The 23,917-nt window shown below is 59.0% G+C and carries 17 protein-coding genes; 6 read left to right on the top strand and 11 right to left on the bottom strand.

Translation table 11 applies throughout. The annotated features are described in order from the left end of the window. Positions 1–154 precede the first annotated feature (154 nt). The gene (locus VO84_RS16785) at positions 155–1,282 is read left to right on the top strand and encodes a Gfo/Idh/MocA family protein (protein WP_058188906.1); all 1,128 of its coding nucleotides are present in this window, start codon (positions 155–157) and stop codon (positions 1,280–1,282) included. Positions 1,283–1,296: 14 nt separating this feature from the next. Here the strand turns inward: VO84_RS16785 and VO84_RS16790 are convergent, their stop codons facing one another. The 3 genes from VO84_RS16790 to VO84_RS16800 form a co-directional block, all read right to left on the bottom strand. After that, positions 1,297–1,611 carry an ASCH domain-containing protein gene (locus tag VO84_RS16790; RefSeq protein WP_058188907.1) on the bottom strand — a complete coding sequence of 105 codons (315 nt, stop codon included), beginning with the start codon at positions 1,609–1,611 and terminating at the stop codon, positions 1,297–1,299. A 13-nt stretch (positions 1,612–1,624) separates the two neighbouring features. Further along, positions 1,625–1,879 carry a CPCC family cysteine-rich protein gene (locus VO84_RS16795; protein WP_082662105.1) on the bottom strand — a complete coding sequence of 85 codons (255 nt, stop codon included), beginning with the start codon at positions 1,877–1,879 and terminating at the stop codon, positions 1,625–1,627. A 497-nt stretch (positions 1,880–2,376) separates the two neighbouring features. Beyond that, the gene (locus VO84_RS16800) at positions 2,377–3,003 is read right to left on the bottom strand and encodes a TetR/AcrR family transcriptional regulator (protein WP_231738029.1); all 627 of its coding nucleotides are present in this window, start codon (positions 3,001–3,003) and stop codon (positions 2,377–2,379) included. A 135-nt stretch (positions 3,004–3,138) separates the two neighbouring features. Here VO84_RS16800 and VO84_RS16805 point away from each other — a divergent pair, with 135 nt between their 5' ends. From VO84_RS16805 to VO84_RS16815, 3 genes are all read left to right on the top strand, one after another. After that, on the top strand, positions 3,139–3,939 hold the full coding sequence (locus VO84_RS16805; RefSeq protein WP_058188910.1) for an SDR family oxidoreductase: 801 nt from the start codon (positions 3,139–3,141) through the stop codon (positions 3,937–3,939). Between the two features lie 14 nt (positions 3,940–3,953). Then, positions 3,954–4,583: an NAD(P)H-binding protein gene (locus VO84_RS16810; RefSeq protein ID WP_058188911.1), complete on the top strand. Its 630-nt coding sequence runs from the start codon at positions 3,954–3,956 to the stop codon at positions 4,581–4,583. Positions 4,584–5,230: 647 nt separating this feature from the next. Next, complete coding sequence (locus VO84_RS16815; RefSeq protein ID WP_058188912.1) at positions 5,231–5,773, top strand: DUF2569 domain-containing protein; 543 nt, start codon at positions 5,231–5,233, stop codon at positions 5,771–5,773. Positions 5,774–5,809: 36 nt separating this feature from the next. On the opposite strand, the gene VO84_RS16820 is transcribed toward VO84_RS16815, so the two are convergent. Continuing rightward, the gene (locus VO84_RS16820; protein WP_157439964.1) at positions 5,810–6,118 is read right to left on the bottom strand and encodes a hypothetical protein; all 309 of its coding nucleotides are present in this window, start codon (positions 6,116–6,118) and stop codon (positions 5,810–5,812) included. Between the two features lie 241 nt (positions 6,119–6,359). Between VO84_RS16820 and VO84_RS23375 the strand changes: the two genes are divergently transcribed. Beyond that, positions 6,360–6,548: a DUF2569 family protein gene (locus VO84_RS23375; RefSeq protein ID WP_157439965.1), complete on the top strand. Its 189-nt coding sequence runs from the start codon at positions 6,360–6,362 to the stop codon at positions 6,546–6,548. 361 nt (positions 6,549–6,909) lie between these two features. Then, complete coding sequence (locus VO84_RS16825) at positions 6,910–9,228, top strand: kelch repeat-containing protein (protein ID WP_058189350.1); 2,319 nt, start codon at positions 6,910–6,912, stop codon at positions 9,226–9,228. A 59-nt stretch (positions 9,229–9,287) separates the two neighbouring features. Here VO84_RS16825 and VO84_RS16830 read toward each other — a convergent pair whose 3' ends face one another. From VO84_RS16830 to VO84_RS16860, 7 genes are all read right to left on the bottom strand, one after another. After that, positions 9,288–10,442, bottom strand: coding sequence for an aldose 1-epimerase (locus VO84_RS16830; protein WP_058188914.1), 1,155 nt, complete (start codon positions 10,440–10,442; stop codon positions 9,288–9,290). 185 nt (positions 10,443–10,627) lie between these two features. Next, the gene (locus VO84_RS16835; RefSeq protein ID WP_058188915.1) at positions 10,628–12,169 is read right to left on the bottom strand and encodes a GGDEF domain-containing protein; all 1,542 of its coding nucleotides are present in this window, start codon (positions 12,167–12,169) and stop codon (positions 10,628–10,630) included. A gap of 119 nt (positions 12,170–12,288) precedes the next feature. Further along, on the bottom strand, positions 12,289–14,109 hold the full coding sequence (locus tag VO84_RS16840) for a DUF885 domain-containing protein (protein ID WP_082662107.1): 1,821 nt from the start codon (positions 14,107–14,109) through the stop codon (positions 12,289–12,291). 63 nt (positions 14,110–14,172) lie between these two features. Continuing rightward, positions 14,173–18,321, bottom strand: coding sequence for a serine/threonine-protein kinase (locus VO84_RS16845; RefSeq protein WP_058188916.1), 4,149 nt, complete (start codon positions 18,319–18,321; stop codon positions 14,173–14,175). Between the two features lie 146 nt (positions 18,322–18,467). Continuing rightward, the gene (locus VO84_RS16850; RefSeq protein ID WP_058188917.1) at positions 18,468–19,274 is read right to left on the bottom strand and encodes a YkgJ family cysteine cluster protein; all 807 of its coding nucleotides are present in this window, start codon (positions 19,272–19,274) and stop codon (positions 18,468–18,470) included. An 8-nt stretch (positions 19,275–19,282) separates the two neighbouring features. Continuing rightward, the gene (locus tag VO84_RS16855; protein ID WP_058188918.1) at positions 19,283–20,407 is read right to left on the bottom strand and encodes a Stp1/IreP family PP2C-type Ser/Thr phosphatase; all 1,125 of its coding nucleotides are present in this window, start codon (positions 20,405–20,407) and stop codon (positions 19,283–19,285) included. Between the two features lie 79 nt (positions 20,408–20,486). Then, positions 20,487–23,912 carry an ImcF-related family protein gene (locus VO84_RS16860; protein ID WP_058188919.1) on the bottom strand — a complete coding sequence of 1,142 codons (3,426 nt, stop codon included), beginning with the start codon at positions 23,910–23,912 and terminating at the stop codon, positions 20,487–20,489. Positions 23,913–23,917 lie beyond the last annotated feature (5 nt).

The following is a 23,917-nucleotide window of genomic DNA, read 5'->3' on the forward strand; positions in this document are numbered from 1 at the left end:
AGGTGCTCTATTCATGGTAAGAGGGAAGCAACCGAAGGGTCAAACTGACGGGCGGAAGGCCTGGTTCAAACGTACCCTTCGCGGGACGTTACTATCTGTTGGGCGCCAGCCCCTTTACAATCGTTTCGCGATCGTTTTTTGCTGGAGACTGCCCATGCCGTTCCGAGTTTTGTTTCGCGTTTTTCTTCTTGCGCTTTTTACTGCTGGCTCGCTATCCGCACAATTGGCTGTAGTTCCCGGACCTGTCCGGGTAGCTGTCGTCGGACTGGAGCATGGCCATGTGGACGGCTTTCTTGAAGCCCTGAAGCAGAACTATTTCAACGAGGTTCAACTGGTTGCCGTCTCTGACCCCGATTCGGCGCTTTTGGCCAAGTATCAAAAGAAATTTGGCTGGCCGGATTACCTGATCTTCCATTCCGAGGCGGAGATGATCGACAAGATCAAGCCTCAGGCCATTCTGGTGTATACCCCAGTGGGCGGTCACCGGGCTGCCATTGAAATTGCAGCCGAGCGTGGCGTTTCCGTGATGGTGGAAAAGCCTCTAACGATTTCGATGGACGACGCCCGCGCTATTCGCGCCACTGCTGAGGCGCACCACATCCAGGTTCTGGTGAACTACGAGACTACGTGGTACCCAAGCAATCGCGCTGCGTATGACGAGGCGCAACGCGGAAGCCTGGGGCCTCTCCGTCGCATCGTGGTGCATGACGGTCACCAGGGGCCTGCGGAGATCGGTGTGCAGCCGGAGTTTCTGAAGTGGCTAACCGATCCGGCGCAGAATGGCGCGGGGGCGATGTATGATTTCGGCTGCTACGGAGCCGACCTTGTTACATGGCTGATGCATGGAGAGGCTCCGCTTACCGTGACCGCGGTTGCCAACCACGATAAGCCTGACAAATATCCCCGTGTGGATGACGACGCCACCATTGTTTTGCAATACCCTCAGGCGCAGGCTGTCATCCAGGCCTCATGGAACTGGCCTTTTGGCCGCAAGGACATGGAGGTCTATGGGGCGACGGGATACGCGATTACCGTTGCGAGCGACCATCTGCGCACGCGGCATGAGCACGAGTCTCAAGAGCAGACTCAGAGTGTGTCTTCCCTGCCGGATGCAGAGAAGGACTCCATCAGCTATCTCAGGGCCGTTCTGAACGGAAAGATTACTCCACGCGGCGACTTGAGCAGCCTGGATACCAACATGGTTGTCATGCAGATACTGGATGCGGCGCGTGAGTCCGTTCGCACGGGTAAGACGATTCATCTGACAAACATTGCGCAGTAGCTGTGTCGACTGATTTACTGTTTTTTCTTGCGCACCGCTCGCTGAGTTTTGGCGGGCGGCAGGTAATGGAAACGGACTAAATAGACGTTTTCTCCGGGGCCGTGTTTGGCGACCTTGAGAAGGTCGATGACGCCCAGAAAACCTGAGGTTCGCGCCAGTTCCGGAGTGATGTCCGGAAAGCCGATGGGTTCAATCGAGTCGATTTCTATCTCGCCTTCGTCCATCTTGTAGCGATGGCCGACCTTCACGTGTGGACGCATCCAGATGCGGACGCTGCATGTGATTTCGCCGCGGCGGACACCTTCCCGAAGGCGTTTGGTAAATACCATGCTGAGAGTTTAATCAGTCCGCGGCCACTTCGGTGGCTTCCGGCTTGCGGACATAGGGAAGGAAACGAGGATGCGCTGCGCCACACTCGGCGAAGTGCATGCGGGCCTCATTCAGGCTCAGCGCGCCGTTTACCGTGAGGCGAATTTCGCCGGCGTCTTCGTCTTCCTGGCCGTCGTCTTCCCACCAGCAAACTGGGCATAACTCCATTGATTCCGGTGTGCTCAGGGTCCGGTAGCCGCAGCATGGACAGCGAAAACGGGTTTCCATGTCCAGAGAGACGCTGGAAATTCATAAGGAGTTTACGGGGAATGGCTGGAGTTTTGTTCGCCACTGAGGGCTCTACTGTTGTGAGTTACCTTGTGCACGGTTGTTTGCGAAAGTATTTAGTTTGTGTGGGTTACTGACGTTTACACAGTTCTTACAGGAATCTTTATGCGATCTTCATTTCGGGACTGTGCAAGCTGCACAGGTGGTACGGCACCTTTTGCACCAATTGTGGTGCAAGGGGGATGGGGGAGGGGTACCGTCCCTTAACGAAACGGCCCGAATCCGTATTGGATTCGGGCCGTCTTTCGCTGCTGATTATGAGTGTGGCATAAATGATGGTAATTCTACGCAAACTTTCTGGAGTGCCGAGACGGTACGAAAGGGCAATGGACTTTAGTAATGAAAGTGGGAGATCGGTCGTGGTGCAATTTGAAATTCACTAATGGCTGATTATGGAACGCAAATCGGAAATTGAGTGCCGAGAAGTGCGTTTGCCGTTACCTATCGCCTTCGATAGGGTCGAGGCCAAGAACGAGAAGAATCGCTGCAGTCAGGAATCCCTTTCGCAGAGGTCCTTGCACGCTTGTTCTTTGTAAAGAGAGACCCGTGGTCAACGCCATAATGATGTCGGCAAGATCCTTTGGCGCTGAGGGCGGAGTCCGATCAAGCTTGGCGAACAGTTTGGTAATCAACCCAGCCATGGTGTCGACGTGAGTGCGGTGCAGCTTGGCATAGGTCTTTGCGAACGTTTTATCGCGGCAGGCTTGCAACTGAAACTCCGCCGAAAGTAAACCGAAGTCGAAATCAGAGACACGACTACTTTCAGAGTTGCGAATCCGTGAGACAAGCTCCGACGCGGGAATGTCCTGCGCCAGAAGCTGCGCCAGCGCATCAATCTCACGCCGCTTATGGGCGTCGAGAAGCTCCAGAAAGATGGCTTCCTTGCTCTCAAAATTGGAATAGAACGCTCCCTTGGAGTAGCCTGCACTCTCCGCGATCAGATCGACAGACGCGCCCTCATAACCGCCCCTTGCAAACAGTTGTGCTGCTGAATCCAGAAGCCTTGTTCTGGTTTCGAGGCGGCTCTCCTCGCGGGTCAATCTCTGCTTGATCGCTTTCGGCACGATTTCAGAATAACGCACGGAAACTATTTGCAACCTAAATACCGTTCGGTATATCTATACTCAATAGAATGCGATTGTGGGTCACCAGTGTTGCGAACGCGAAGTGACGAACCAGGTAACTAACGCGAGGAATTTATGGCAAAGACAATTTTGATCACCGGTGCGTCCAGCGGCATTGGACAGGCGGCTGCGCTTTACTTCGCCGAAAGAGGCTGGAATGTGGCGGCAACCATGCGCGACCCAAGCAAGGCAGATCCCAGGCTTCAGCATTCGCAGATCAGCCTGTTCGCGCTGGATGTCACAGATGCAGAGTCCATTACGCGCGGGATAGCCGATACGTTGGGCCGTTACCAGAAGATCGACGTGCTGCTAAACAACGCAGGCTATGGATTGTTCGGGCCGATAGAAGCATTATCGGATCAGCAAATTCAGAAGCAATTTGCGACAAATCTATTCGGCCTGATTGGGGTGACGCAGCAGGTTCTTCCGGCCATGCGGGAGGCGGGCGAAGGTTTGATCATCAATGTCTCTTCGATTGTGGGCCGTTTTGCCCTTCCGTACGCCTCGTCCTACGTCGCGACAAAGTTTGCAGTAGAAGGCCTTAGCGAATCGATGCGCTACGAGTTGGAGCCGTTTCGTATTCGCGTCAAGATGGTCGAGCCCGGCAGCATTGCTACCGAGTTCGGCAAGGGCAGCAAGCAGATAGCCGTGAGTGACCCGTACCAAGCAAGCATGAATAAATTCCTGGCTGTATTTGCGAAAGGAAATTCCGCAGGGGCCAAGCCAGAAGAGGTGGCAGAGGTCATTTACGGTGCTGCGAATGATTCGAGCAATCGGCTACGTTATCTCGCCAAACCCGGCCCGTTTTTCTGGATGAACCGACTCCTGCCAGATGCGGCATGGCGACGGTTGCTGGTAAAAGCAATGGTGAAATAGAAAGAAGCTCGACGATGAAGATACTGCTATTGGGCGCCACGGGGCTGTTGGGGAAGAATGTATTGGCGCAAGCTCTTGCGCATTCTGCCATCACAGGCGTGGTCGCGCCCACGCGCCAGGCATTGGCGCCACATCCAAAGCTCATCAATCCTGTGTCCGATCGCCTGGAGTCGATGCTCGGCGTAACTCAGGGGGTTGACGGCGTCGTCTGTGCGCTGGGAACGACGATTGGCAAGGCTGGTTCTAAAGACGCGTTTCGCGAAGTGGACTACGTGCTGCCCCTGGCATTCGCGCGATCTGCACATGAACATGGAGTGGAGACTTTTGTCCTTGTGTCGGCGAGCGTTGCCTCTGTCAGCTCTGCGATGTTCTATTCACGAATCAAGGGCGAGATAGAGAGAGACATCGAGCTCGTAGGATTCAGATCACTCACCATCGTTCGACCAAGCCTCATCGGTGGAGAGCGAGACGAACCGCGGTTCAGGGAAGGCGTTGCACTGCGATTGATGAGCGTCTTTGCGCCGGTTCTTCCAAAGAAGCTGCGCATCAATCCCGCGCCCGCAATCGCTGCGGCGATCCTGGATGCTGTCATGACAGCAGAGCCGGGACGCCATTTTCGTTTTTCCGAAAGCCTCATCCGATGAGCTGCTGGCGGATGAGTACTGGGAAGTCGCCTTGTAGGAAGTTATGCATAGCCCAAATGGCGTGCTTTCGTAAATCGAAAATTTAAAATTAAACCACTACCGAGAGATCTGATCACATGAATTGTTTTTGACCGGGGAGCGAGCGAAGTGATGATCTTCGACAAAACACTTCGGCAGCCCGCACGAGATCCGGGGCTAAATGCCGTGTCTCAAGAGGTTGTTTCCATGGAGCGGATTGGTTCAGACGAGTAGGGTTATGGAAAAGCTGAAAAGCGCTTTCCACTTTCCCGCAACCTCGACTGCGACTAGGTCCTTGATTGTGCTCAACTCATGTGTGTTTCACGCCCTGCAAATGTTCCCTCGGGGCCTAAAAGCCCAATCCTTTTGGGCCACATTTTGGCATGGCTAATGCCGTGCACTGTTAGGGGCGGGAGTGCTATCCCATTCATGGCGCAAGAAACGCGCCATGAATGGGGAACCCGGCATACATGATCGACGCTCACCCAAGAACCTTGACAGACCTCTGATTTTCACGCGATGATGCGCTCAGTTCTCTCCAATCCATGATGCCCATTCAATGTTCCCGATGCGGGTCGGAAATCGAGCGCGGCGCTGTGATCTGCGTTCATTGTGGCGGTGAGGTCGTGATGCAGTCCGCTGCTGTACCTGTGGCTGCGAGCGCTTCCGCGCTGGAATCTACTACGCCTGTGTACGAGGCTCCAGATCTCTTTACGTCCTCTTCGCTCGACTCAGACCGTCATCTCGAAGGTCTTTCGGGCTGGCTGATTCTTGTGGGAATTGGTCTTGTGTTGAGTCCGGTGATTATTCTCTTCAGGATTTTCACAGTACATCTGCGCGTACTTATCAACCCGCACATGCAGTCATATCTGCAAACACATGGAACTCTCCATGCGCTCATTCTCGTTGAGGCCATTACCAATGTGCTTCTTGTGTTGATGCTTGTCTGGCTCAACTACCTGTTCTTCACAAAACGGCGAGCCTTTCCGACATTCATGATTTTTTACTTCGTCTTCCAGTGCATCTTTATCGCTGGCGACCACTTTGCGGCAGTTTTCCTCTTGGCAAAACCTTCCTCCAGCCTCACCCTTGTGCGCACATTTGTTGCGGCTGCAGTCTGGATTCCGTATTACCTCCGTTCGCGGCGGGTGAAGGTAACGTTCGTGCATTGATGCTGCGAAGGGGTGGGGCACCCCGGCTGCTGCCTCCTAAGGCAGCTCGGCGCATTGCTTCGGCAGAACGGTTGGGTCAACCTGCACGCGTTTTGTCTGCCGCTTCTGTTGAAGGTCATAAGCGAAGAGCCAGGTTTGAGGACCACCGAATGCAGCAGGTATGCCGCTCGCCTTGATGTAAAGCACATCCGTGCCTCGGTTCATACGAACGTCAGAAGGATAGATGTAGTCTCCAGCGTCTGCTGCGACATCTGATTTTCCGTCGGGGAGATAGTGAACGCTGATCTTGCCACCGGGCATCTCTGCTCCCGATACGAGTACAACCATGCCCGTGTGTGTCATCACTGTATCGTTCCACGCCCGGGTAGGCGGCGAGATTCCTGGCCCAAGCCTGACGGGGACACATTCCGCGTTATTGTAATTGTCGATCACAGGGCTCTGTCGAACCGGCTGAGTGCACCCGACCAAGACTGTGATGACTAGAACAGCCCCATATCGACCGAAAGTCATTCGCAATCTCCGATGAGAACGGATTCCAACACGGTAGCAAAGTATACGTTCCGATTGGTAAAGCCGTTCCGTTGATGTGCTCGTCAGCGCATTGCTTGCGGCTGCGATCTGGATTCCGTACTACCTCCGCTCACGGCGGGTGAAGGTAACCCCCAGACTGAAGAAAACGTCTGGGTCCCAGTTCGCTCAAGATGACAGGAGCTTTTTATATCGGGTTCAGGATGAAATTACGCTGTTGATGCAAATAATTGTTGACACGAATTAAATTTCGATACATAAAAAGACATGGGGATACTTCTCGGGAACGCCTCAACTAAATCGGTTTTGTTGCGACCGGAGCAAAGGTATGTGCTGGTGATTCGGCCCATGCACTGAAAATCCAAGCTCCTTTTTTCCAACTTTCACCATGACAAGTTGATCCGTAGTGAGCGCGCATTGTGTTCCCGGTGTTGTGTGTGAATGCCCCTACCCCCGCAATCGATTCCAGCAGGCTGATCGTCCTTCCTCAGTTTGCGCCCCAGTTTTTTCTTCAGCCCATGCTGTGTTTTCCCAAGACACGGACTGAGCCCCCACTGCATTCTGTCGCGCGCATCTGAATTCAATCCATTTCAAAGAGGCCTATGAAGATGAGAAGCAGGATAAGATTCGGTATTTTTGCCCTACCGGCAATCGCATTGATTACAGTGATTGGCTGCGGTGGGGGAGGCAAGTCGACCCCACCACCCGCGCCCGCCACTTACACCATCGGCGGCACCATTTCAGGGCTCACCGGCTCAGGGTTGGTGTTGCAAGATAATGGTGGCAACAGCCTGACGGTGAGCGCAAACGCCACCACCTTTACCTTCGCCACTGCGATCGCCAGCGGCGGCGCATACAGTGTGTCCGTGCTCACGCAGCCCACTGGAGAGAATTGCGTGCTTACGAGCGCCAGCGGCACTGCCAGCGCGAATGTGACCAGCGTGAGTATTGCCTGCCAGCAGGCGTACACGATCGGCGGACAGGTATTTGGCCTTACCGGCTCAGGGCTGGTGCTGGAGGATAACAGCGGGAACAACTTGACGGTTGGCACCGGTGCAATGAGCTATAACTTCGTTTTTGCGGGCGCGATTCCCAGCGGCGGTGCGCCTTATGTAATTACGGTGCTCACGAATCCTGCGGGACAGGCCTGCACGGTGGCAAACCCGATTGGCACGGCCACCGCGAATGTTACGAACGCGAATGTGACCTGCACGAATGTTGCGGCCACCGCCTATACGATTGGCGGCACGGCTACGGGCCTCACGGGCGCGGGGCTGATCCTGCAGAACAGTGTCGGCATTAACGACAGCGACCTGCTGCCGGTGAACGGCAACGGCAACTTTACTTTTGTTGATCCGGTTGCGAGCGGCAGCGCATACATGGTCTCGGTGCTGGCAAATCCGCCAAGCCGGAACTGCGTGCTCTCCAACGCGAGCGGCATAGCCGTGGCTAACGTGACGGATGTGAACGTGGTCTGCGTTGGCGATTGGACGTGGGCGGGCGGCAGCAGCACGGTGGGCAGCAATTTTGGCCAATCCGGAGTTTACGGGACGCTGGGAACGGCAGCGGCTGCGAATATTCCCGGCGGACGAGAGCAGAGCCTTAGCTGGACTGATGCATCCGGCAACCAGTGGCTTTTCGGCGGATATGGTGACGATTCGACGGGTGCGGGCGGATTGGAAAACGACCTGTGGAAGTTTGACCCGAAACAGAGCGAGTGGACATGGATGGGCGGAAGCAACATTAACCCTCCCAGCCCTAACTTTGGCGCAGCCGGCTCACCGGGAGTTTACGGGACGCTGGGAACAGCTTCGGCGACGAACGTTCCCGGAGGACGCGAGCAGGTGGTGAGCTGGACGGATGCGTCGGGTAAACTCTGGCTCTTTGGAGGAGAGGGCAACGACGTGTACGGCAACACGGGAGAGCTCAACGATTTGTGGAAGTTTGATCCGACACTGGGCTCGAATGGCGAGTGGACGTGGATGGGCGGCGGGAATGCGGTCCCGAGCTTGTTCGGCGGGCCATCCGGCGTGTATGGGACGCTGAGATCGGCTTCGCCGACGAACATTCCCGGAGGACGATACGGCGCGAACAGCTGGATGGACGCGACGGGCAAACTCTGGCTCTTTGGCGGCGACGGTGTGGATTCGACCGGAGCCTTTGGATATCTCAACGACCTGTGGATGTTTGATCCAACACAGGGCACAACAGGCGAGTGGACGTGGATGGCCGGCCCCAATACGATCGGCCCCAACGGCGCTCAGCCGGGAGTCTACGGGACGCTGGGAACAGCTTCGGCTGCGAACATTCCCGGAGGACGGGATGCTGGAGTGAGCTGGATGGATAAGGCGGGCAATGTCTGGCTCTTTGGCGGACTTGGCGCTGACGCCAACGGGACACAGGGATATCTGAACGACCTGTGGAAGTACACTCCGAGCTCTACTGTGGGGGCTGTGGGCGAGTGGACGTGGATGGGTGGCAGCAGTACCCTTGCCACTCCGTATGGGGGTGCGTCCGGAGTTCCCGGGTCGCTTGGAACGGCCGCGGCTGCCAACATTCCCGGCGGACGGTTCAGCGCTACACCGTGGATCGATGCGTCGGGCCATCTGTGGCTCTTTGGCGGGCAAGGCTATGACTCGACGGGAGCGCAGGGATACCTGAGCGACCTGTGGGAGTTTGATCCGACACTGGGCGCAGCAGGCGAGTGGACGTGGATGGGCGGCAGCACTACAGTTGGGCGCAGCGGTGGCCAATCGGGAGTTTATGGGACGCTGGGCACTCCGGCTTCCACGAATCTTCCCGGTGGGCGATTGGGCGCTGTGAGCTGGGTTGATGCGTCGGGCAATGTCTGGATGTTTGGCGGACAGGGCTACGACTCAATCGGATCGAATGGATACCTCAACGATCTGTGGTGGTATCAGCCGTAGTTGCAAGGCGAATGAAAAGGCCCCGCTTCTATGAAGCGGGGCCTTTTTAATGGGAGGAATTATGGGACGAAGACTTTGAGGCGGACGTGCCAGCGGGTGCTTGCGCCGGGTTTGAGGGTGACCATGCCGGTGTCCATACCTTTCCAGACCTTGGTGTTGAAGGGGTCGGCGAAGTTGTACTGATGTTCGATGGCCACGAATTTCTGCGTGGGCGGGGCGTACATCTGGATGGTCTTGATCTCAGGTGAGAGGCCTTCAATGGCGACGCCGTACTTTGCCGCGGGGTCGATGACTTTGACGGTGGCCGCGGCGTCTTTCCAGTCGATCTTGCTCCAGTTGTCGTCGTAGAAATTTTTGCCCAGCGGTGCTCCGTTGTCTGCGAGCAGGTCGTATTGCGTGCCGCCTACCGGCGAGAGCTGGCCGGTGGGGAAGACGTTGTCGTAGTTGTCGACGTGCGCGTAGTTTTCGCCGGGGATGCGAATGCGTACCTGGGTGCGATCGCCGGAGGGAAGGTTGAAGTAGGGATGCCAGCCGATGGCGATGGGCTCGGCTTCCTTGCCGACGTTATGGGCGACGATGCTGGCATCTACGGAGTCAGCGGTGAGGGTGATGGTGATGTCGAGGTCGGTGCTGGAGAGCCAGTGACCGCCGAAGTTGCCGGCGTGGATGGTTCCGGTGACCTTTTCGCCGCCGGAGATTTTAGAGATCTTCACGTCCTCCGTTTTGGCCTTGAGGATGAGGCCGTGCATGGCGTGCTTTTCTGCCGTGGGCAGCTTGCCGGAGTTGTTGGCCGGAAGCGTGAGTGTGTGGCCCTGCCAGGTGGTGGTCAGGGTCTTCTTATCGGCGGAAAGCGTGCCGCGGATGCGGTTGGGATAGGGCACGAGGAAGGCTGCGCCGAGACGGTAGCCGAAGTCGCCGAAGTCATCATCCTTGACGTCGAGCATCTGCTTTGCGCCGGCGAGATCGGGTGAGGCGAGTACGTTGACTTCACCTTTGCCGGGAAAGTTGGCGGTGATCTGCAGGACTTCCATGCCGCGGCCGGGGGCGAGGGTGATGCTGGTGAACTCGGGGCGCGTGGTGCTGACGGCCTTGCGGGTGATGGTGACAACCTTCTGGCCGCCGATTTCTGTGTCGGCCTGGGCGGTGATTGTGCCCGGAGCGGCCGCGCAGCCGATGAGGAGCGCAACAGCGGCAATATTTGGAAGCAGCTTCATTGTGGAATCCGTCCCTGCGAAGGAAATTGCGCTTCGGGTCGTGTGAAAGCGTTTTCCGAAGGCGGGGTAATTGTACTAGGGGCGAGTGATGAAGGACGAGGGACGAAGGGAAGAGGGCTAAGGGACTGGGGGGCTTTGGGACTGAGAATGAGGAGGGTTGCTCGCCAGTTTTCGTGAAGTTGTCCTTATTGCACAGTGGCGATCTTTACTTCTAAGAATTCCACGCGGTCGCGGCCGTGTTGCTTGGCCTGGTAAAGGGCTTTGTCGGCGGCTTCGAAGAGTGCTTCCGGTGTAGCGCCGGGCAGGGATTCCCAGCAGGAGCAGCCGATGCTGATGGTGATGGCAATCGGGGAGCCCTCGCCGGACCATTCCTGGGTGCGGAGAGCATCCTTCATCAACTCGGCTACATGGAGGGCTCCGGATGCGTCTGTCTCCGGCAGCAGCACCACGAACTCATCGCCGCCGTAGCGCGCCAGCATGTCAGCGGGCCGGTGGAGCACGGCGCGCACGGAGCGCACCAGATGCCTGAGGCACTCGTCCCCGACAACATGACCGTAGCTGTCGTTGAACTCCTTGAAGTGATCGATATCCATGACGAGCAGTGCGAGCGGTTTTCCGATGCGCTGCGCTCGGACCCATTCGGTTTGGACCCGGTCGTTAAAAGAACGTCGATTGGCGACTCCGGTAAGCCCGTCCAGCATGGCTAGCTCGCCAAGCCGGCCGTTGGCTTTTTCAAGCGCGATTCGGGTCTGCTGGAGGCGGCTCTGCAGAAGAGCTGAGCGGATACCGTAGACGGCGAAGGCTCCGATGATGAAGCCGAGAGCTACTGCGAGATGATGCTGCGCGACGATGGCGCTGAGGATCACGATCGAGAAGCCGAAGAAGATGGGACGAGCATTATCCACGAGCAGCGCCAGGGGAGTTTTTTCCTCGGAACCCTGGGTGTGCCGAACCGGTGTGGGGAGCATGAGAGCGGCCAGCGCGAGAGCGAGGAATGGCACATCCACGATGGCCCCCAGCACGTTACTGAGGGTGGGATGGTTGGCCGTGAAGCTGCCCATCACAACGAGATGGTTATAAGCAGCGCTGCTTAAACCGTAGAGCCAGAGATAACCGGTGAGGATGGCCAAGTAGCGGCGCTCGACTGATCCGCGTGAGGCAACTATGAAGCGGGTGGTGGCCAGTATGGCGAGGAGCAGAGCCTGGACGTCGAAGACGATGATCAGGTTGACTTCTGAGAGAGGGCGGTTAGGAATGCTGGTGAAGGGCAGGGTTCCAAAGAGAACGACATAGGCTAGATAGCCCGCGGCTACTGCCTGAATGAGTTCCAGCAGGAAGAAGGCGCGGGATGCCTTGTCCTTCTCCGGCATGGATATGGCGAGCAGGAGAGGAATGCCGTAGAAGAAGTAGAAGAAATCGTCAATGGTGGTGGTGGTGGGTGAAGGAGGGTGGTTGAGAACTGTGCTCACCATGATGATGACATTGGCGCTGATCCATGAGAGCAGTGCCGTGGCGATGAGAAGCCAATGGACCCTTAAGCCACGCGGGCAATGCCACGCGCGCCAGATGCAGGCAGCAAGGGCAAAGAGCGCAAACCCTGTAACGAAATAGTAGAAGGGATCAAGGAGCTCGTCAGGGATGACGGCTTCAAGCACCAGGTGAACGCAGAGGACAGCAAGGCTGGCACAGAGAATCAGCGCATTCTTACTGAGCCAGCGCGCAGTCACTCATTGCACTCCAAGGTTTGACTCCGGAAGGACATGATCTCAGGCGGAGTGAAGGATGAGTTCAGCATAGCAAAGATGAGGATTCGGCTTTCCTTACGATGGTGACTATGATTTCGCAGTTACTTTGGAGTAGCTGTCGGGTTTGCAGATTGATTTGCAATCCACGTATTGACGCGCTCTTCGAGCAAGTCAAGCGGGAGTGCGCCGGAATCGAGGACGGTGTCATGAAAGGCGCGAATATCGAATTTGGGACCGAGGGCTTTCTGTGCCTTGTCGCGTAAGGCAAGGATTTTGAGCTGGCCGGTTTTGTACGCGAGGGCCTGTGCGGGCCAGGCGATGTAGCGATCGGTTTCGGCCTGGAGATTGGTCTCGTCGATGGAGGAGTGGGCGTGGAAGTAGTCCACCATCTGCTGGCGCGACCAGTGCTGTGAGTGGACGCCGGTATCGACGACGAGGCGGATGGCGCGCCAGATGTCATTTTCAAGGCGGCCATAATCGGAGTAGGGGTCCTGGTAGAAGCCGACGTCCTTACCGAGGCGCTCAGCGTAGAGCGCCCAACCTTCGACGAAGGCGGTGTACCCCTCATGGCGGCGGAACTCCGGAACATTCTCCTGCTCCTGGCCCAAGGATATCTGGAGGTGATGGCCGGGAACGCCTTCATGATAGGCCGTGGCTTCGACTGGCAGCAGACTGCGGGTGGTGGCTTTGGAGGTGTTGATGGACAGGCGGCCTGGGCGGTTGAGGGCTGCAGCGCCTTCCTCGTAGTAGGCCGCGGGACCATTGGCGGCGAGGTAATCGGGCATGGCGACGACCTCGAAGGGCAGTTTGGGCAGGCGGCCGAAGAGGGTGGGAAGCTTTGCCTGCATGGCGACGGCGTAGTTCTTGTAGGCGGCTAGTAGGGCGTCAGGCGAGGCGGGAGCGAATTTAGGGTTGTCCTTGACTGCGGCGCGGATGGCGGCGAGGTCTTTGAAGCCAAGCTTCTGCGCAATGGCGAGCATCTCGGCTTCGTCGCGTTGAACTTCGTCAAGGCCGATCTGGTGAAGCTGCGCGGCAGTGAGGTTCGTGGTGGTGGTGCGGCGAATGAGGAACTCGTAATACTTTGCGCCGTCCGGGATGGCGGAGATACCGGGCTCGGCGCGGCCTGCGGGAATGTAGGTGATCTCCATGAATCGGGCGAGACGCTGGTAGGCGGGCAGATCGCGTTTGGCGACCGCAGCGAGGATCTCAGACTTGATGCGGTCCTGCTCGGCGGCCGGAATGGAGGCTGGGAATTTCTTGATCGGCGAAGCGAGCGGTGAATCTTCCGGCTTTTGATTGGCGAGCTGCTTGACTTGTTCGAGAGCTTTTTCCAGCAGATATCTGGGCGGTACGCGGTGGTCGTCGATGCCGGTGGCCATGTTGGTGATCGACTGGTCGAAGGCCTCCGGGATGGCGCGGAGGCGGGAGATCCAGTCGTCGTAATCTTTGACGGTGCTGAAGTTGAGCTGGTCGGCGAGCTGTGGGTAGGTGGAGTAGATGCCGCCCAGCTGGTTGATAGGCATCTCCCACTCTTTGAAGTCTTGCGATTCAATGTCGTCGGTGAAGTCGCGTAGAAGGATTTCGCGGCTTGCTTTTTCGGTTTCAGAGAAGCCGGTGGGGTCGATGGCGGCGAGACGCACGAGGAACTCCTGCTCGCGGGCAATCCATGCGTTGAAGGCGCGCGGCGAGTAGTCGGAGATCTTGTCGTTGTAACGCTTGTCACCGAGGCTGGAGGCTTCCTCCGGGGACAGCTTCATTGTTGCGTCCCAGTATTGCGCGAAAAGATCGTTGAGGGCTTTGCGGCGGTCTTCGAGGGGAGCAGGCTGGGCGGCTTGTGCGTGCGCGGCGGGTGGAATGATGGCAAGCGCGGCAGCGAGGGGCAGTGCGGCAAAGAAAACCCGGCGGATGGCGGAAAGCTTCATGTTGACGAGTGTAGTTGATGGATGAGGCAGCGGGGTTTCGATGAAAGCCCGCTGCCTGCGTTGCTATCTGCCGGTGACGGTGGTCAGCGTGTAGGAGTCGCCGCTCTTCTGGAAGTGGAAGGATTTGGCGGTTGAGCCGCTTGAGGATTCGCCGCTTAACGGGGTGATGCCGATGGCGACTGTGCAGCGCAGTACCGGAGCGTCTGCCGTGCCGGTGACGTGGCAGTCACTTTCGCTCATGGTGATGGAGCGGGCCACTCCGCACCACTGTTCCGCGATGTCCTTAAACGTGCCGCCGTATACGCTGCCGGCCTTCGCTTTGCAGTCCTTTTTCTGGGGCAGGGCGGAGTTGAGAGTTCCGTTGTAGGGCCCGAGCAGATGTTCGAGCGCGGAGGCGTCCGGCAGCGTGGCAACGGGCGCGGCCGCAGGCGCCGCTGCGGGAGCCTGCTCCTGTTTCGGCTGTGGCGGAGGCGGAGCGGTGACGGTGACGGACTGCGACTGCAGGGTTACGCCATTGGCTGCCAGATCGTATTTGGTGGTTCCGGCGCCGGAGGGTGTGAAGCTCTTTGAGCCCTGCGAGGGGACGCTCTGTCCGTTGATGGTGACGCTCGATGCATTGCTGACGCGCCAGTTGAGTGTCACGGATCTGCCGACTTCAATGGAGTCGGTGTTGACGTTGAAATAGTCGACCGATGGCGGTGGTGGTGGCGGCGGCGCATCCTTCAGGGTCACTGTTGCTTCGCCCACTTTGAAGTTACCTGCCGTGAGGATGTAGGTCGTGGAGCCCGATGGCGTGACGGTCTTGGAATCCTTTGGCTTGAGCCCCTGCCCGATACCGCTGATGGCGATGGCGGCCTTGTTGTCGATGTTGTTTACCTGCCAGCTCAACGTGACGGATTGGCCTTTTTCGATGATGGATTTGTCGGCTGAGAGTGAACCGGTGGGCTTGGGCGCGGCTTTGTTGAGGCTCGCGGTATCGGGAATGGTGCCGTTTTCCGCTACGTTGATGTCCTTTACCGGCGAATCATCGTAGCCGTTGCCCTTGTACTGAACGCTGTGATGGCCTGCGGAGAGCCTGATCGTGCCGCCTGGCGAGACAGCGCCGTGGTTTGCTCCATCGACAAAGACGCGAACCTGCTTCATGTCTTCCTGCGGGGTAAAGTTCACCTGCAGGGTGCCCATTGGCTGACCAACTACGATCTTGGCCAGCGGAGCGGGATAGCCGAGTGTTTCGCCCTGACTCACAGTGACTGAGTCATCGGTGATGGGGTCGAAGCCGTCTTTGGTGACGGTGATCTTGTGATCGCCGGGCGTGGTTGGGATGGTAATGTTGCCGGTCTGATCGGCGAGCTTGGCTGGTCCGTGATCGAGGGAGACGCTGGAGCCGGGGGGCGCTTTTGTAATGCTGATGCGCGTGAGTATCTGCGGCGTGGGCTTCAACATCTGCCAGACAGTGACGCCGACAGCCGCAAGAACCACGAGCACGCCCGCGACAATGATCCAGACAGGTGTCTTGCGATGGCCGCCGGCGAGGGCGGCAAGCTGATCGTCGACCTTGGCGCCGGATTTTTCGAGAGCTTCTTTGACGGACTGGGCGATACGCTGCCAGTCGCCCTGATTCTTTTCGCCGGCAAAAGGCAAAAGCTGCGTGGTGGCCTTGAGGGCTTCATACGCGCCCTGGGGGTCTTTATTGACGAGCGCGGCACGGGCGGTTTCGACGGACTGTTCAACGGCTGACGCGGCGTGCGCGCTACGCTGGGCTTCTATTTCCTGGGTAGCGGTCTGCAGTTCCGCCGATTGCCCGTAGGCTCCGGCAACGGCCTGGAGCGATTCGAGGGCGCCGGTAAAGTCCTTTTGGGCAGCGGATTCGCGGGCGGAGGCGATGGTGCGGACGGTTGCATGTTTCTGAGTGCGCTCAGCCTGCAGAGCCTTTAGCTTGTCCTGAAGACCGGTGCGGCCGGGCGTGGCCGTAATCTGCTGCTGAAGGAGCTCGATGGCCTCTTCGTACTGGCCATGCAGGCGCAGGTTGTCTATGCGTATCTGCAGGGCTTCGATCTTGCGCGAGAGCGCGTTCTGTTTCTCGCGCGCCTGCTCGACAAGCAGGGTGAGCGACTGATCGCCGGTCTGCTGAACACCCTGGTCGATGATGCGTATGGCTTCGTCGAGACGGCCTTCTTCGATTAACGCGCGGCCCTGCGTGGAGCAGCGTTCCACAATCGCGGCGCGCTCAATGCGGGTTTGCTCGGAGCGGGCAAAGTTCAGCAGGTTGTCGGCGTCCGGATTGTTGCCGTACTCGACCTGGAAGGACTCAAGAACGGAGATGGCCTTGGCGTAATCGCCGGAGTTGATGAGCTCGCGGGAGTTGGCCATGGTGCTGGCCAGAATCTTCTCGGTGCGTACGGTTTCGAGGTCCTTGCGGAGCGCGCGTTCGTAGCCGATGAGCCGCTCGTCGCCGGGCGCGCGTGTCATGGCCTCCTGCAGAACCGAAAGAGCTTCCATGGGCGAGGTGGTGAAGAGCTCGCGGCACTGCGTGATGGTGGAATCGACTAGCTTGCGGGTCTGGTACTTGCGCGATTCAGTTTCGACTTCAACCTGGAGGCGGTGCAGGACGGGCTCATTGGGAAGCTTCTCAATGGCGCGGCTGATCAGGTCCGTGGCCTGATCGTATTGCTCTTTGTGAAGGAAATCGGCGATGCGGGTCTGAATCTGCTCAAGCGCGGCGCGGCGCTGCTCCTGGTCGCGAATACGATTGAGTTCGCTGCGGAGCGCATCGACATCGGCATTGGACGAATCAATGGCCTCGGCCTGCTGGAGCGCGGTATCGGCGGCGGCAAAGTCACGGGAGGCAAGCTGGCGGCGCGCAGTGGAGAGAAACTCCGCCATGCGGCTGCGATTGGCGTCGGCCTGCAGCTGCCGGGTGAGAGCTTCAACGGCGGCCTGGAGTTTCTTGTTCTCCGGGTCTTCCTGTGCGGCGGCAGTGACGGCGCGGAGCGCACCGGTGATGTCGCCGCGGGCCTTGATGGCTTCCGCTTCCGCAAGAGCGCGGGCGGCAAGCTCGTTGCGGCGCTTCCTGTCCTCAGCCCACTTGAGCTTCTGGTGAACGTCGGTTGAGTTGGCGTCGAACTGCAGTGCCTCATTAAAGCCGACGATGGCCTCGTCGTAGCGTCCGGCGGCGAGCGCTTCTTCCGCCTTGATTACGGTGTCCTGGAAGCGCTGGCCTTTCTCGACTTCACGTACGCGCTCACGAACCAGGCGCTGCAGCTTGCGGACCTGCGTATTGTCGGGATCAAGACGGCGCGCTTCATCGAGCAGTTCGAGGGCGGGAGCGAAGCGGCTTTCGGAAGCGAGGCGCTCGGCGTCGCCGAAGAGCTCGCCGATGCGGCTTTTCTTCAGGCTTTCGGTAATGTCGTGCAGCGCGTCGGCAAAGTCCTCGCCGGTCTGGTAGCGGTCCTCGGGATTCTTGGCGAGCGACTTGGTCACGACTTCATCGAGGGCAGCCGGGTAGTTGCGAAGGTAGCTGCTCAGCGGCGTGTGCGCTTCATTGAGGATCTTGTAGGAAGCCGTGGCTTCGCCGCCGGTGAAAGGCTCCGTGCCGGTAAGCAGCTTGAAGAGCATGACGCCGACAGAGAAGAGATCGCTGCGGCCGTCTACCTTCATGCCTTTGAAGCGCTCCGGGGCAATGTAATGGAGCGAGCCGATGACCTGGCTTGTGGCCGTCAGGTTGGTCTTGGTGGAGTCGGCCTCTTTGGCGATGCCGAAGTCGATGATCTTGGCCACACCGTCGGGCTGGACGATGATGTTGGCGGGCTTGATGTCGCGGTGGACGATGCGTAGCTCGTGCGCGTAGTTGAGGCCGAGGCAGACCTGCTCGATGATCCTGAGCTTGGTGATCAGCTCGACAGGCTTGTCGGAGGCAATGATCTTGTCGAGCGCATCGCCCTCGACGAACTCCATGGCGAGATACGGAAGGTCTTCGAAGAGCCCTTTATCGTAGACGGCGGGAATATTGGGGTGCTTGAGCGCAGCGGCGATGCGTGCTTCGCGCTCGAACCGAGCCAGACCCTCTTCGCCGGAGGTCTTCAATGGCCGCTTGATGGCGACTTTGCGGCTGAGGACATCGTCCTGAGCGAGCAGAACTTCGCCCATGCCTCCGCGTCCGAGGATACTTAGAATCTCGTATTTGCCGATCCTGCTCGCGGTGACCTTATCCATGCGGCGTCAACACCTGATCCATACGCCTTACGCGTGATCTGTCGGTTAGAGTGAACTTTTGAGATGCCGGGGGATTCCAGGCTTCCACGGTATCACGAATGCCAAGCGGTTGTGAATGTTACGTATGGGGCAAGTCACCGACGTACTCAGGGCGCGGCCCGAGCAGGAGTTTCTGGTTCCTTTCGGGACGGTTTTCCAGCAAATTCCATGCGGCGGACGAACTCATACAGTACTTCGGGGCCGGTTCCGCTGAAGGCCGCTCCGGGATGCGCGCCGCTCTCCATCCAGGCGAAGAGGAAGACGAGGGGAATCCAGCCATGCGAGCCCGCTTCCAGCTCCGCGCCCATGTGGTTGAGAACGCGCGAAAAGTTGAGCGGGAGGGGGACGGGATCGATCTGCAGGGCGGCGGGGTCGGCGCAATGGCGCGGATCCGAGGTAACGAGGTATTCGCGGCAGATAAGCGGCCGAATGGGATGGATGGAGCAGGACTCATCCTGCAGAAACGGGCAGGGAACGCCCTGGTAAAAGTAATCGATTGTGAGCTGGCGGGCAGAGTCGGTGTCGGCAAGCCAGTCGTCGGAGACGAGGCGATCAATGAGTCCGGCGGAAGAGAGTTTCAGCAGGGATTGATGGAAGCGCTGCGCGAGGATCTCGCGGGTATCGGGGTCGAGGGTAGCGATCCAGGCTGCAAGAGCTTCTGCCTCAAAGAGGCTCAAGGGAACCATCTGCCGGCAGCATGCGCCGCAGCCGGCTTTGCATGAGATGGAGAGGCCGGCCTCATTGAGATCCTCGGCGACGGCGCTGAGCAGGGAGCTATCGAGCGACTGGAGGACGGGAAGGATCTCCGTGAGGTTGCATTTGCCCTCAGGCACGGTTGCGCTCGCGTCGAAGATGCCATCTCCGAGCGCGAGTTTAAAGTTCACCGTGACGGTTTGGGTCGAAATATCAGTCATCTGACTGCTCAGGCTACGGGTTGCGGCTCCGGTTGTGAGGTAGATTCCGGGGGCAAGACGAGCAATAAGAGACAGGTGATGTTGTCGTGGCCACCGCGGCGCTTGGCCAGATCGATGAGATTGGCGCAGGTGCTCTCAAAGGGCGTGGCCTGGACGATGGTGGCGATCTCGTCGCCGTTAAGGTAGCGGGTGAGGCCGTCGGTGGCGAGAAGGATTTGCGTACCCGGCGTGAGGTCGACGGAGTAGTAATCTGGCTCGACGGTTTCTGAGACACCGATGGCGCGGGTGATGACGGATTCATAGCCGTGGAGGTCCGCGAGGTGTGCGTTCTCCTTGGTGAGGGTGCCGTTGCGGATCAGCTCATTGATATAGGAGTGGTCGACGGTGATCTGCGTGGCAACGCCGTCCTGAATAACATAGGCGCGGCTGTCGCCGACATTGGCGATGACGAGCTTTTGGCCGTCAATCGCGGCGGCGACGGCGGTGGTTCCCATGCCTTTGTGTTCGGGCTGCTGTCCCATATCCCAGACGGTGGTGTTGGCGGTGTGGACGGCCTGCTGGAGGCGGGCGCCAATGGGCAGGGCGGTGCCGGCGGACTCAGCGAAGGTGTGGACGAGCGCGGCAACGGAGTTGGAGCTGGCGACTTCCCCAGCGGCCATGCCTCCCATGCCATCGCAGATGACGAAGAGGCCGAGTTCCAAGTCGTAGCCGTAGGCGTCCTCATTATTGGTGCGGACGCAGCCAACGTCGCTGAGCGCGTCAACGGCGAGGTTGGGACGGGATGAAGCAGAGACCGCGAGTTCGGGTTCCACGGGAAATGTGGGAGGCAACGGGGCCAGGTGATCCGCGGAAAGCTCGGGCAGATAGGATTCAGGATCGATGGGCTCCAGCAATGGGGGGGCTTCGGATTCCGATGTGGGCGTCGGCGGTTCGGCTATCGGGGCGGACTCATCCGAAGCGAAGAGGGCCTGTGTGACTGCCTCGTCGGTGTCGCGATTCGCTGGGGCGTGCGTGGGCTTCAACGTGTCTTCAGTTGAAGACGCTGCGATGAAGGGCGTGGTGTCCGCATGATTCGTCGAAGTGTGCTCGTTGTGTTCTTCGGCGGCGGTAAGGTGTTGTATCTCTTCTGTCATCTCTGCCTCTTCTTTGGGAGGGGCTAATGTGTTTGCTAACCAAGTTACATCATCCTCGTGGAGGATTTGGTTGCGTCGGTTATTGTGCCGGATTGGTCACGCAGCGGAATCCGCGCATGAATTCCGGATTGAGGAGCGGTGCGCCGGCCCCGGTTGCGTCGTAAATGACCACTCCCAAAGTGCGGTTGTTGACCTGGAAGTTGTTCTTGAGGCGGTTGGTGCTGGGATGCTCGGCGTCATAGGCAAAGCGGAGCACGGACCACGTGCCCTGATAGGGCGGCGGATTGATGGGACCGGTGAGCGTGACCTTGCTGGCAGCCTGCGGGACCCAATGGAAGGTGACGGGCGCGCCGGTGGCAGTGGCCTGCTGGCCGTCAATATTGAGGACGGCGTTGGGTATGCTGTCTGCCTTATCCGGCGTGAGGGTGAAGTTGAGCTGGGCCTGCGGGCCGGTGGGGAAGAGCGCAGACGAGATGGTGGCGGCGCGATTGAGGAAGCTTAGGAAGCCGTGGCCGAGTTTTACCGCGGAGCCGGGCATGGGCGAGAAGCTGGTGCCGTTCTGCTGGACCATGGACTTCAGCGAACCGTTGTAGAAGGCCCAGAACGATCCCTGCGGCTGGGCGAAGATGGCTGCAACTTCATCCGGCGTGGCATCGACGGTGGATTGGGGATTGAATGGGAACTTGACGAAGACGGGTTCGGCTGCGGCGCAGAAGTTCTTGGCTCCGCCGCCGGCTGCTGCTGCTGGAGCCTGTGCAGCGAGAGATTTCGCAGATTCGATGGGCGCTTGCAGGAGGCGGAAAGAAGTCTGATCGAGGTTGGCGGTGCGGTCGGGCGTGAAGCTGTTTCGGAGGTTTTCCGCGGCCTGTTCCGCGCTGATGGCTGCCTGACTGACGGGAGCTGTTGCGGCAGGATCGTTTGGATTCGGGAGGGTTGCGATGTTCTTGACCGCGCCTTCGAGGTTCTGAAGACCTGCTATGTACGGCTGGTTCTGCTGGCCGAGAAGCTTGGTGTCTGAGCCTGAAGGCGTGACGACGGATTGCGGCGCCTGGAACTGGCTGGAGATCTCTGGAGCGGGGACTGCGGTGTTGAAGGAGATGACCCAGAAGAGCTCGAGCATCGGCGAGGTGTTCGAGTCGAGCACGCTCAGGCGGTTGCCCGCGTCGGCGTAGTTTTTGTAGCCGACGAAGGCGGATTTTGCGAGATAGTTGCGCCAGGTCTGGATGAAGTCGGCGTAATAAACCTGCTTGAGCTGCGCGGTGAGTGCGGCGCGATCGATCTGCTGGCCGGTGCTGGGGCCGAGGACCCATTCTTCGCCGCGGAAGTAAGGGTCGGGATGGAGAATCGCATCCTGCATGAAGGCGAAGCCGTCCTTGGTGAAAGCTCCCTGGATGGGGAATGTGTTGATGATGTGCGCCGAGGAGTTGGGGTACTTGCTGTTGAAGGTGAAGCCGGGAACTTTGCGGCCTGCGGCGGAGAGCATGGATTGATAGACGTGCTGGAATCCCTGGAAGCCGTTGAGATAAGCGCGGGCCTGGGTGATGGCCGGCTGATCAGGCGAACCGCCGATGCCTGCAATGCAGGAGTTGGGCTGTGCGAGCAGGCGCGCGTAGGTGGTGAACTGCGTCTGCGCGAGCGCGGCGACGCTGGGATCGACTGCATTCTTGCCTTGCCATGCAGTGAGCAGCGCGGCGGGAAGAAATTCGACAGTGTCGGCAGCTGAATCCGGATTGGGATTCGTGGTGGTGATGATGTATGCCTTCAGCGGTCGGTAGCTTGCGCTGTAGTCATCTTCCGGTTTGGGCACGGAGGGTACGGCGCGGAGTGAGGTGACGATATTGCGCTGCGTGGGCGAGAGCAGCAGCGAGCGAAGATGCGCGCCATAGGCTCTGCAGGCGATGGGATAGAGTTTGGCGCTCTGGTCGAGGCCCATGCGGTTGAGCATCGGCGCGCCGTCGGTGCGGTAGTTGTCGAGCTGATCGAGGACTTCGCGCTGCTTGTCGAGAGCTTGCAGGTCTGGAAGTGCGGGGAATGAACCGGCGGGCACGGCGGCGAGCGGCGCGGCGGCGGCTTCTGCCACGCTGGCGGTGAGCGCGCGGTTGCGGAAGAACGAAATGGTGGCGAAGCCCAGGATGACGAGCAGAATGAGGCTGATTGTGCCGAGGAGCAGCTTCTTAAGGCCGCCGGTGTGGGTGCTGGCGCGGCTGGCTTCCAGTGCGGATTTGTCCGCGAGAAGAATGTTTGAGAAGAGATGCGGCAGGAAGACCCACTGCGGCACCTTGCGGGTTCCGCCTGAGCGTGGCGCGGCAGCGGGTGCGGCGGCTTTCATGCCGGAGAAGGAGAAGACGCGCGTTGCGCCGTCTGCGGGCGCGGGAGCCTGTGGCTGAGCCTGCTGCGCTGCGACATCGAGGACATTGTTGACGATGTGCGCCCTCATGCCGGTGAAGAAGAAGCCGCGCAGAAAGGGATTGACGCCGATCTGGGTGGGCCGGGCGACTTCCACGAGGAAAGAGACAATTCCGGCGCGCAGCTTGCGCACGTCGCGCGGAAATTCGTACACGCGGGCCTGCTGCTGTATCTCTGTGCCGCGCGAGAGAACGTCGAGGCGGAATTCGGCGAGCGCGTAGACGAGCTGGTCGAATTTCAAGCCGATGGCTCCGGCGGCTCGCTCGGCGTACAGACCGGAGCCTGCGCCGATGGAGGAGACCAGCGAGCCGATGGGCTGTTTGACCTCTTCTTCCGAGAGGCGCGTTGCGAATTCGCCGAAGGAGCCAATGGTATCGAGCTTGGTGAAGAGAACGTAGACGGGCAGGGAGACGCCAAGGATCTGCGAGAGCTCGCGGAGGCGCTCATTGAGGGTTTGGGCGAGGGCGCGAATCTGCTCGGTGGTGCTGGGCGCTAGGATGCGCTCCACGCTGACGCAGAGGACGACGGCGCGAGCGGGAATCTTTTTGCCACTGGAGAGCGCGGAGCCGAGTTGCGGTGGGACTGTGTGTTTGACGAGGCGCTGCCAGAGGCCGGGCTGCTTGAGCAGCGGGCCGCCTGCTTCAACGAGCGCCGCATTGCTGGTGAGCCATACATTGGCCAATGAGGTGGGTACGACTCCGCCATCCTGATAGACATTGCCGGCGAGCAGTTCTGGATCCAGCCCGGCCTGCAGAATGGTCTGGGTCTTGGCGGAGTTTTCGTCGCCGATTATGTAGAGAAGCGGCAGTGCGGCGAGAGACTTTGCGCCGCTGCGATTTGCCTTGCGCACCTTCGTGTCGGCGTCGCGAAGCAGTGAAGCAAGATTGGCCGCGTCGGTCGAGTTTGCGTCAGCGGTAATGGCGGCTCCGCGCGGGCGCAGATACCAGACGACAAAGCCGATGATGGCCCCGCCGAGCAGGCCGAGAATGGCGCAGAAGAGAATCAGCTTTGTGCCTGTGAAGTGCAGCACAAAGGCGAGCCAGACCACGAGTGCGAGATAGACAACAAAGGCAAGAATGCCAAGCAAAACGCGAATCATGAGGA

The organism is Occallatibacter gabretensis (genome assembly GCF_001449115.1).
Classification (GTDB): Bacteria; Acidobacteriota; Terriglobia; order Terriglobales; family Acidobacteriaceae; genus Telmatobacter; species Telmatobacter gabretensis.

Coding starts and splice junctions, on each gene's coding strand:
- VO84_RS16785 (WP_058188906.1), top strand. CDS start 155: ATGCCGTTCCGAGTTTTGTTTCGCGTTTTTCTTCTTGCGCTTTTTACT.
- VO84_RS16790 (WP_058188907.1), bottom strand. CDS start 1,611: ATGGTATTTACCAAACGCCTTCGGGAAGGTGTCCGCCGCGGCGAAATC.
- VO84_RS16795 (WP_082662105.1), bottom strand. CDS start 1,879: ATGGAAACCCGTTTTCGCTGTCCATGCTGCGGCTACCGGACCCTGAGC.
- VO84_RS16805 (WP_058188910.1), top strand. CDS start 3,139: ATGGCAAAGACAATTTTGATCACCGGTGCGTCCAGCGGCATTGGACAG.
- VO84_RS16810 (WP_058188911.1), top strand. CDS start 3,954: ATGAAGATACTGCTATTGGGCGCCACGGGGCTGTTGGGGAAGAATGTA.
- VO84_RS16815 (WP_058188912.1), top strand. CDS start 5,231: ATGCAGTCCGCTGCTGTACCTGTGGCTGCGAGCGCTTCCGCGCTGGAA.
- VO84_RS16825 (WP_058189350.1), top strand. CDS start 6,910: ATGAGAAGCAGGATAAGATTCGGTATTTTTGCCCTACCGGCAATCGCA.
- VO84_RS16830 (WP_058188914.1), bottom strand. CDS start 10,442: ATGAAGCTGCTTCCAAATATTGCCGCTGTTGCGCTCCTCATCGGCTGC.
- VO84_RS16840 (WP_082662107.1), bottom strand. CDS start 14,109: ATGAAGCTTTCCGCCATCCGCCGGGTTTTCTTTGCCGCACTGCCCCTC.
- VO84_RS16845 (WP_058188916.1), bottom strand. CDS start 18,321: ATGGATAAGGTCACCGCGAGCAGGATCGGCAAATACGAGATTCTAAGT.
- VO84_RS16850 (WP_058188917.1), bottom strand. CDS start 19,274: ATGACTGATATTTCGACCCAAACCGTCACGGTGAACTTTAAACTCGCG.
- VO84_RS16855 (WP_058188918.1), bottom strand. CDS start 20,407: ATGACAGAAGAGATACAACACCTTACCGCCGCCGAAGAACACAACGAG.
- VO84_RS16860 (WP_058188919.1), bottom strand. CDS start 23,912: ATGATTCGCGTTTTGCTTGGCATTCTTGCCTTTGTTGTCTATCTCGCA.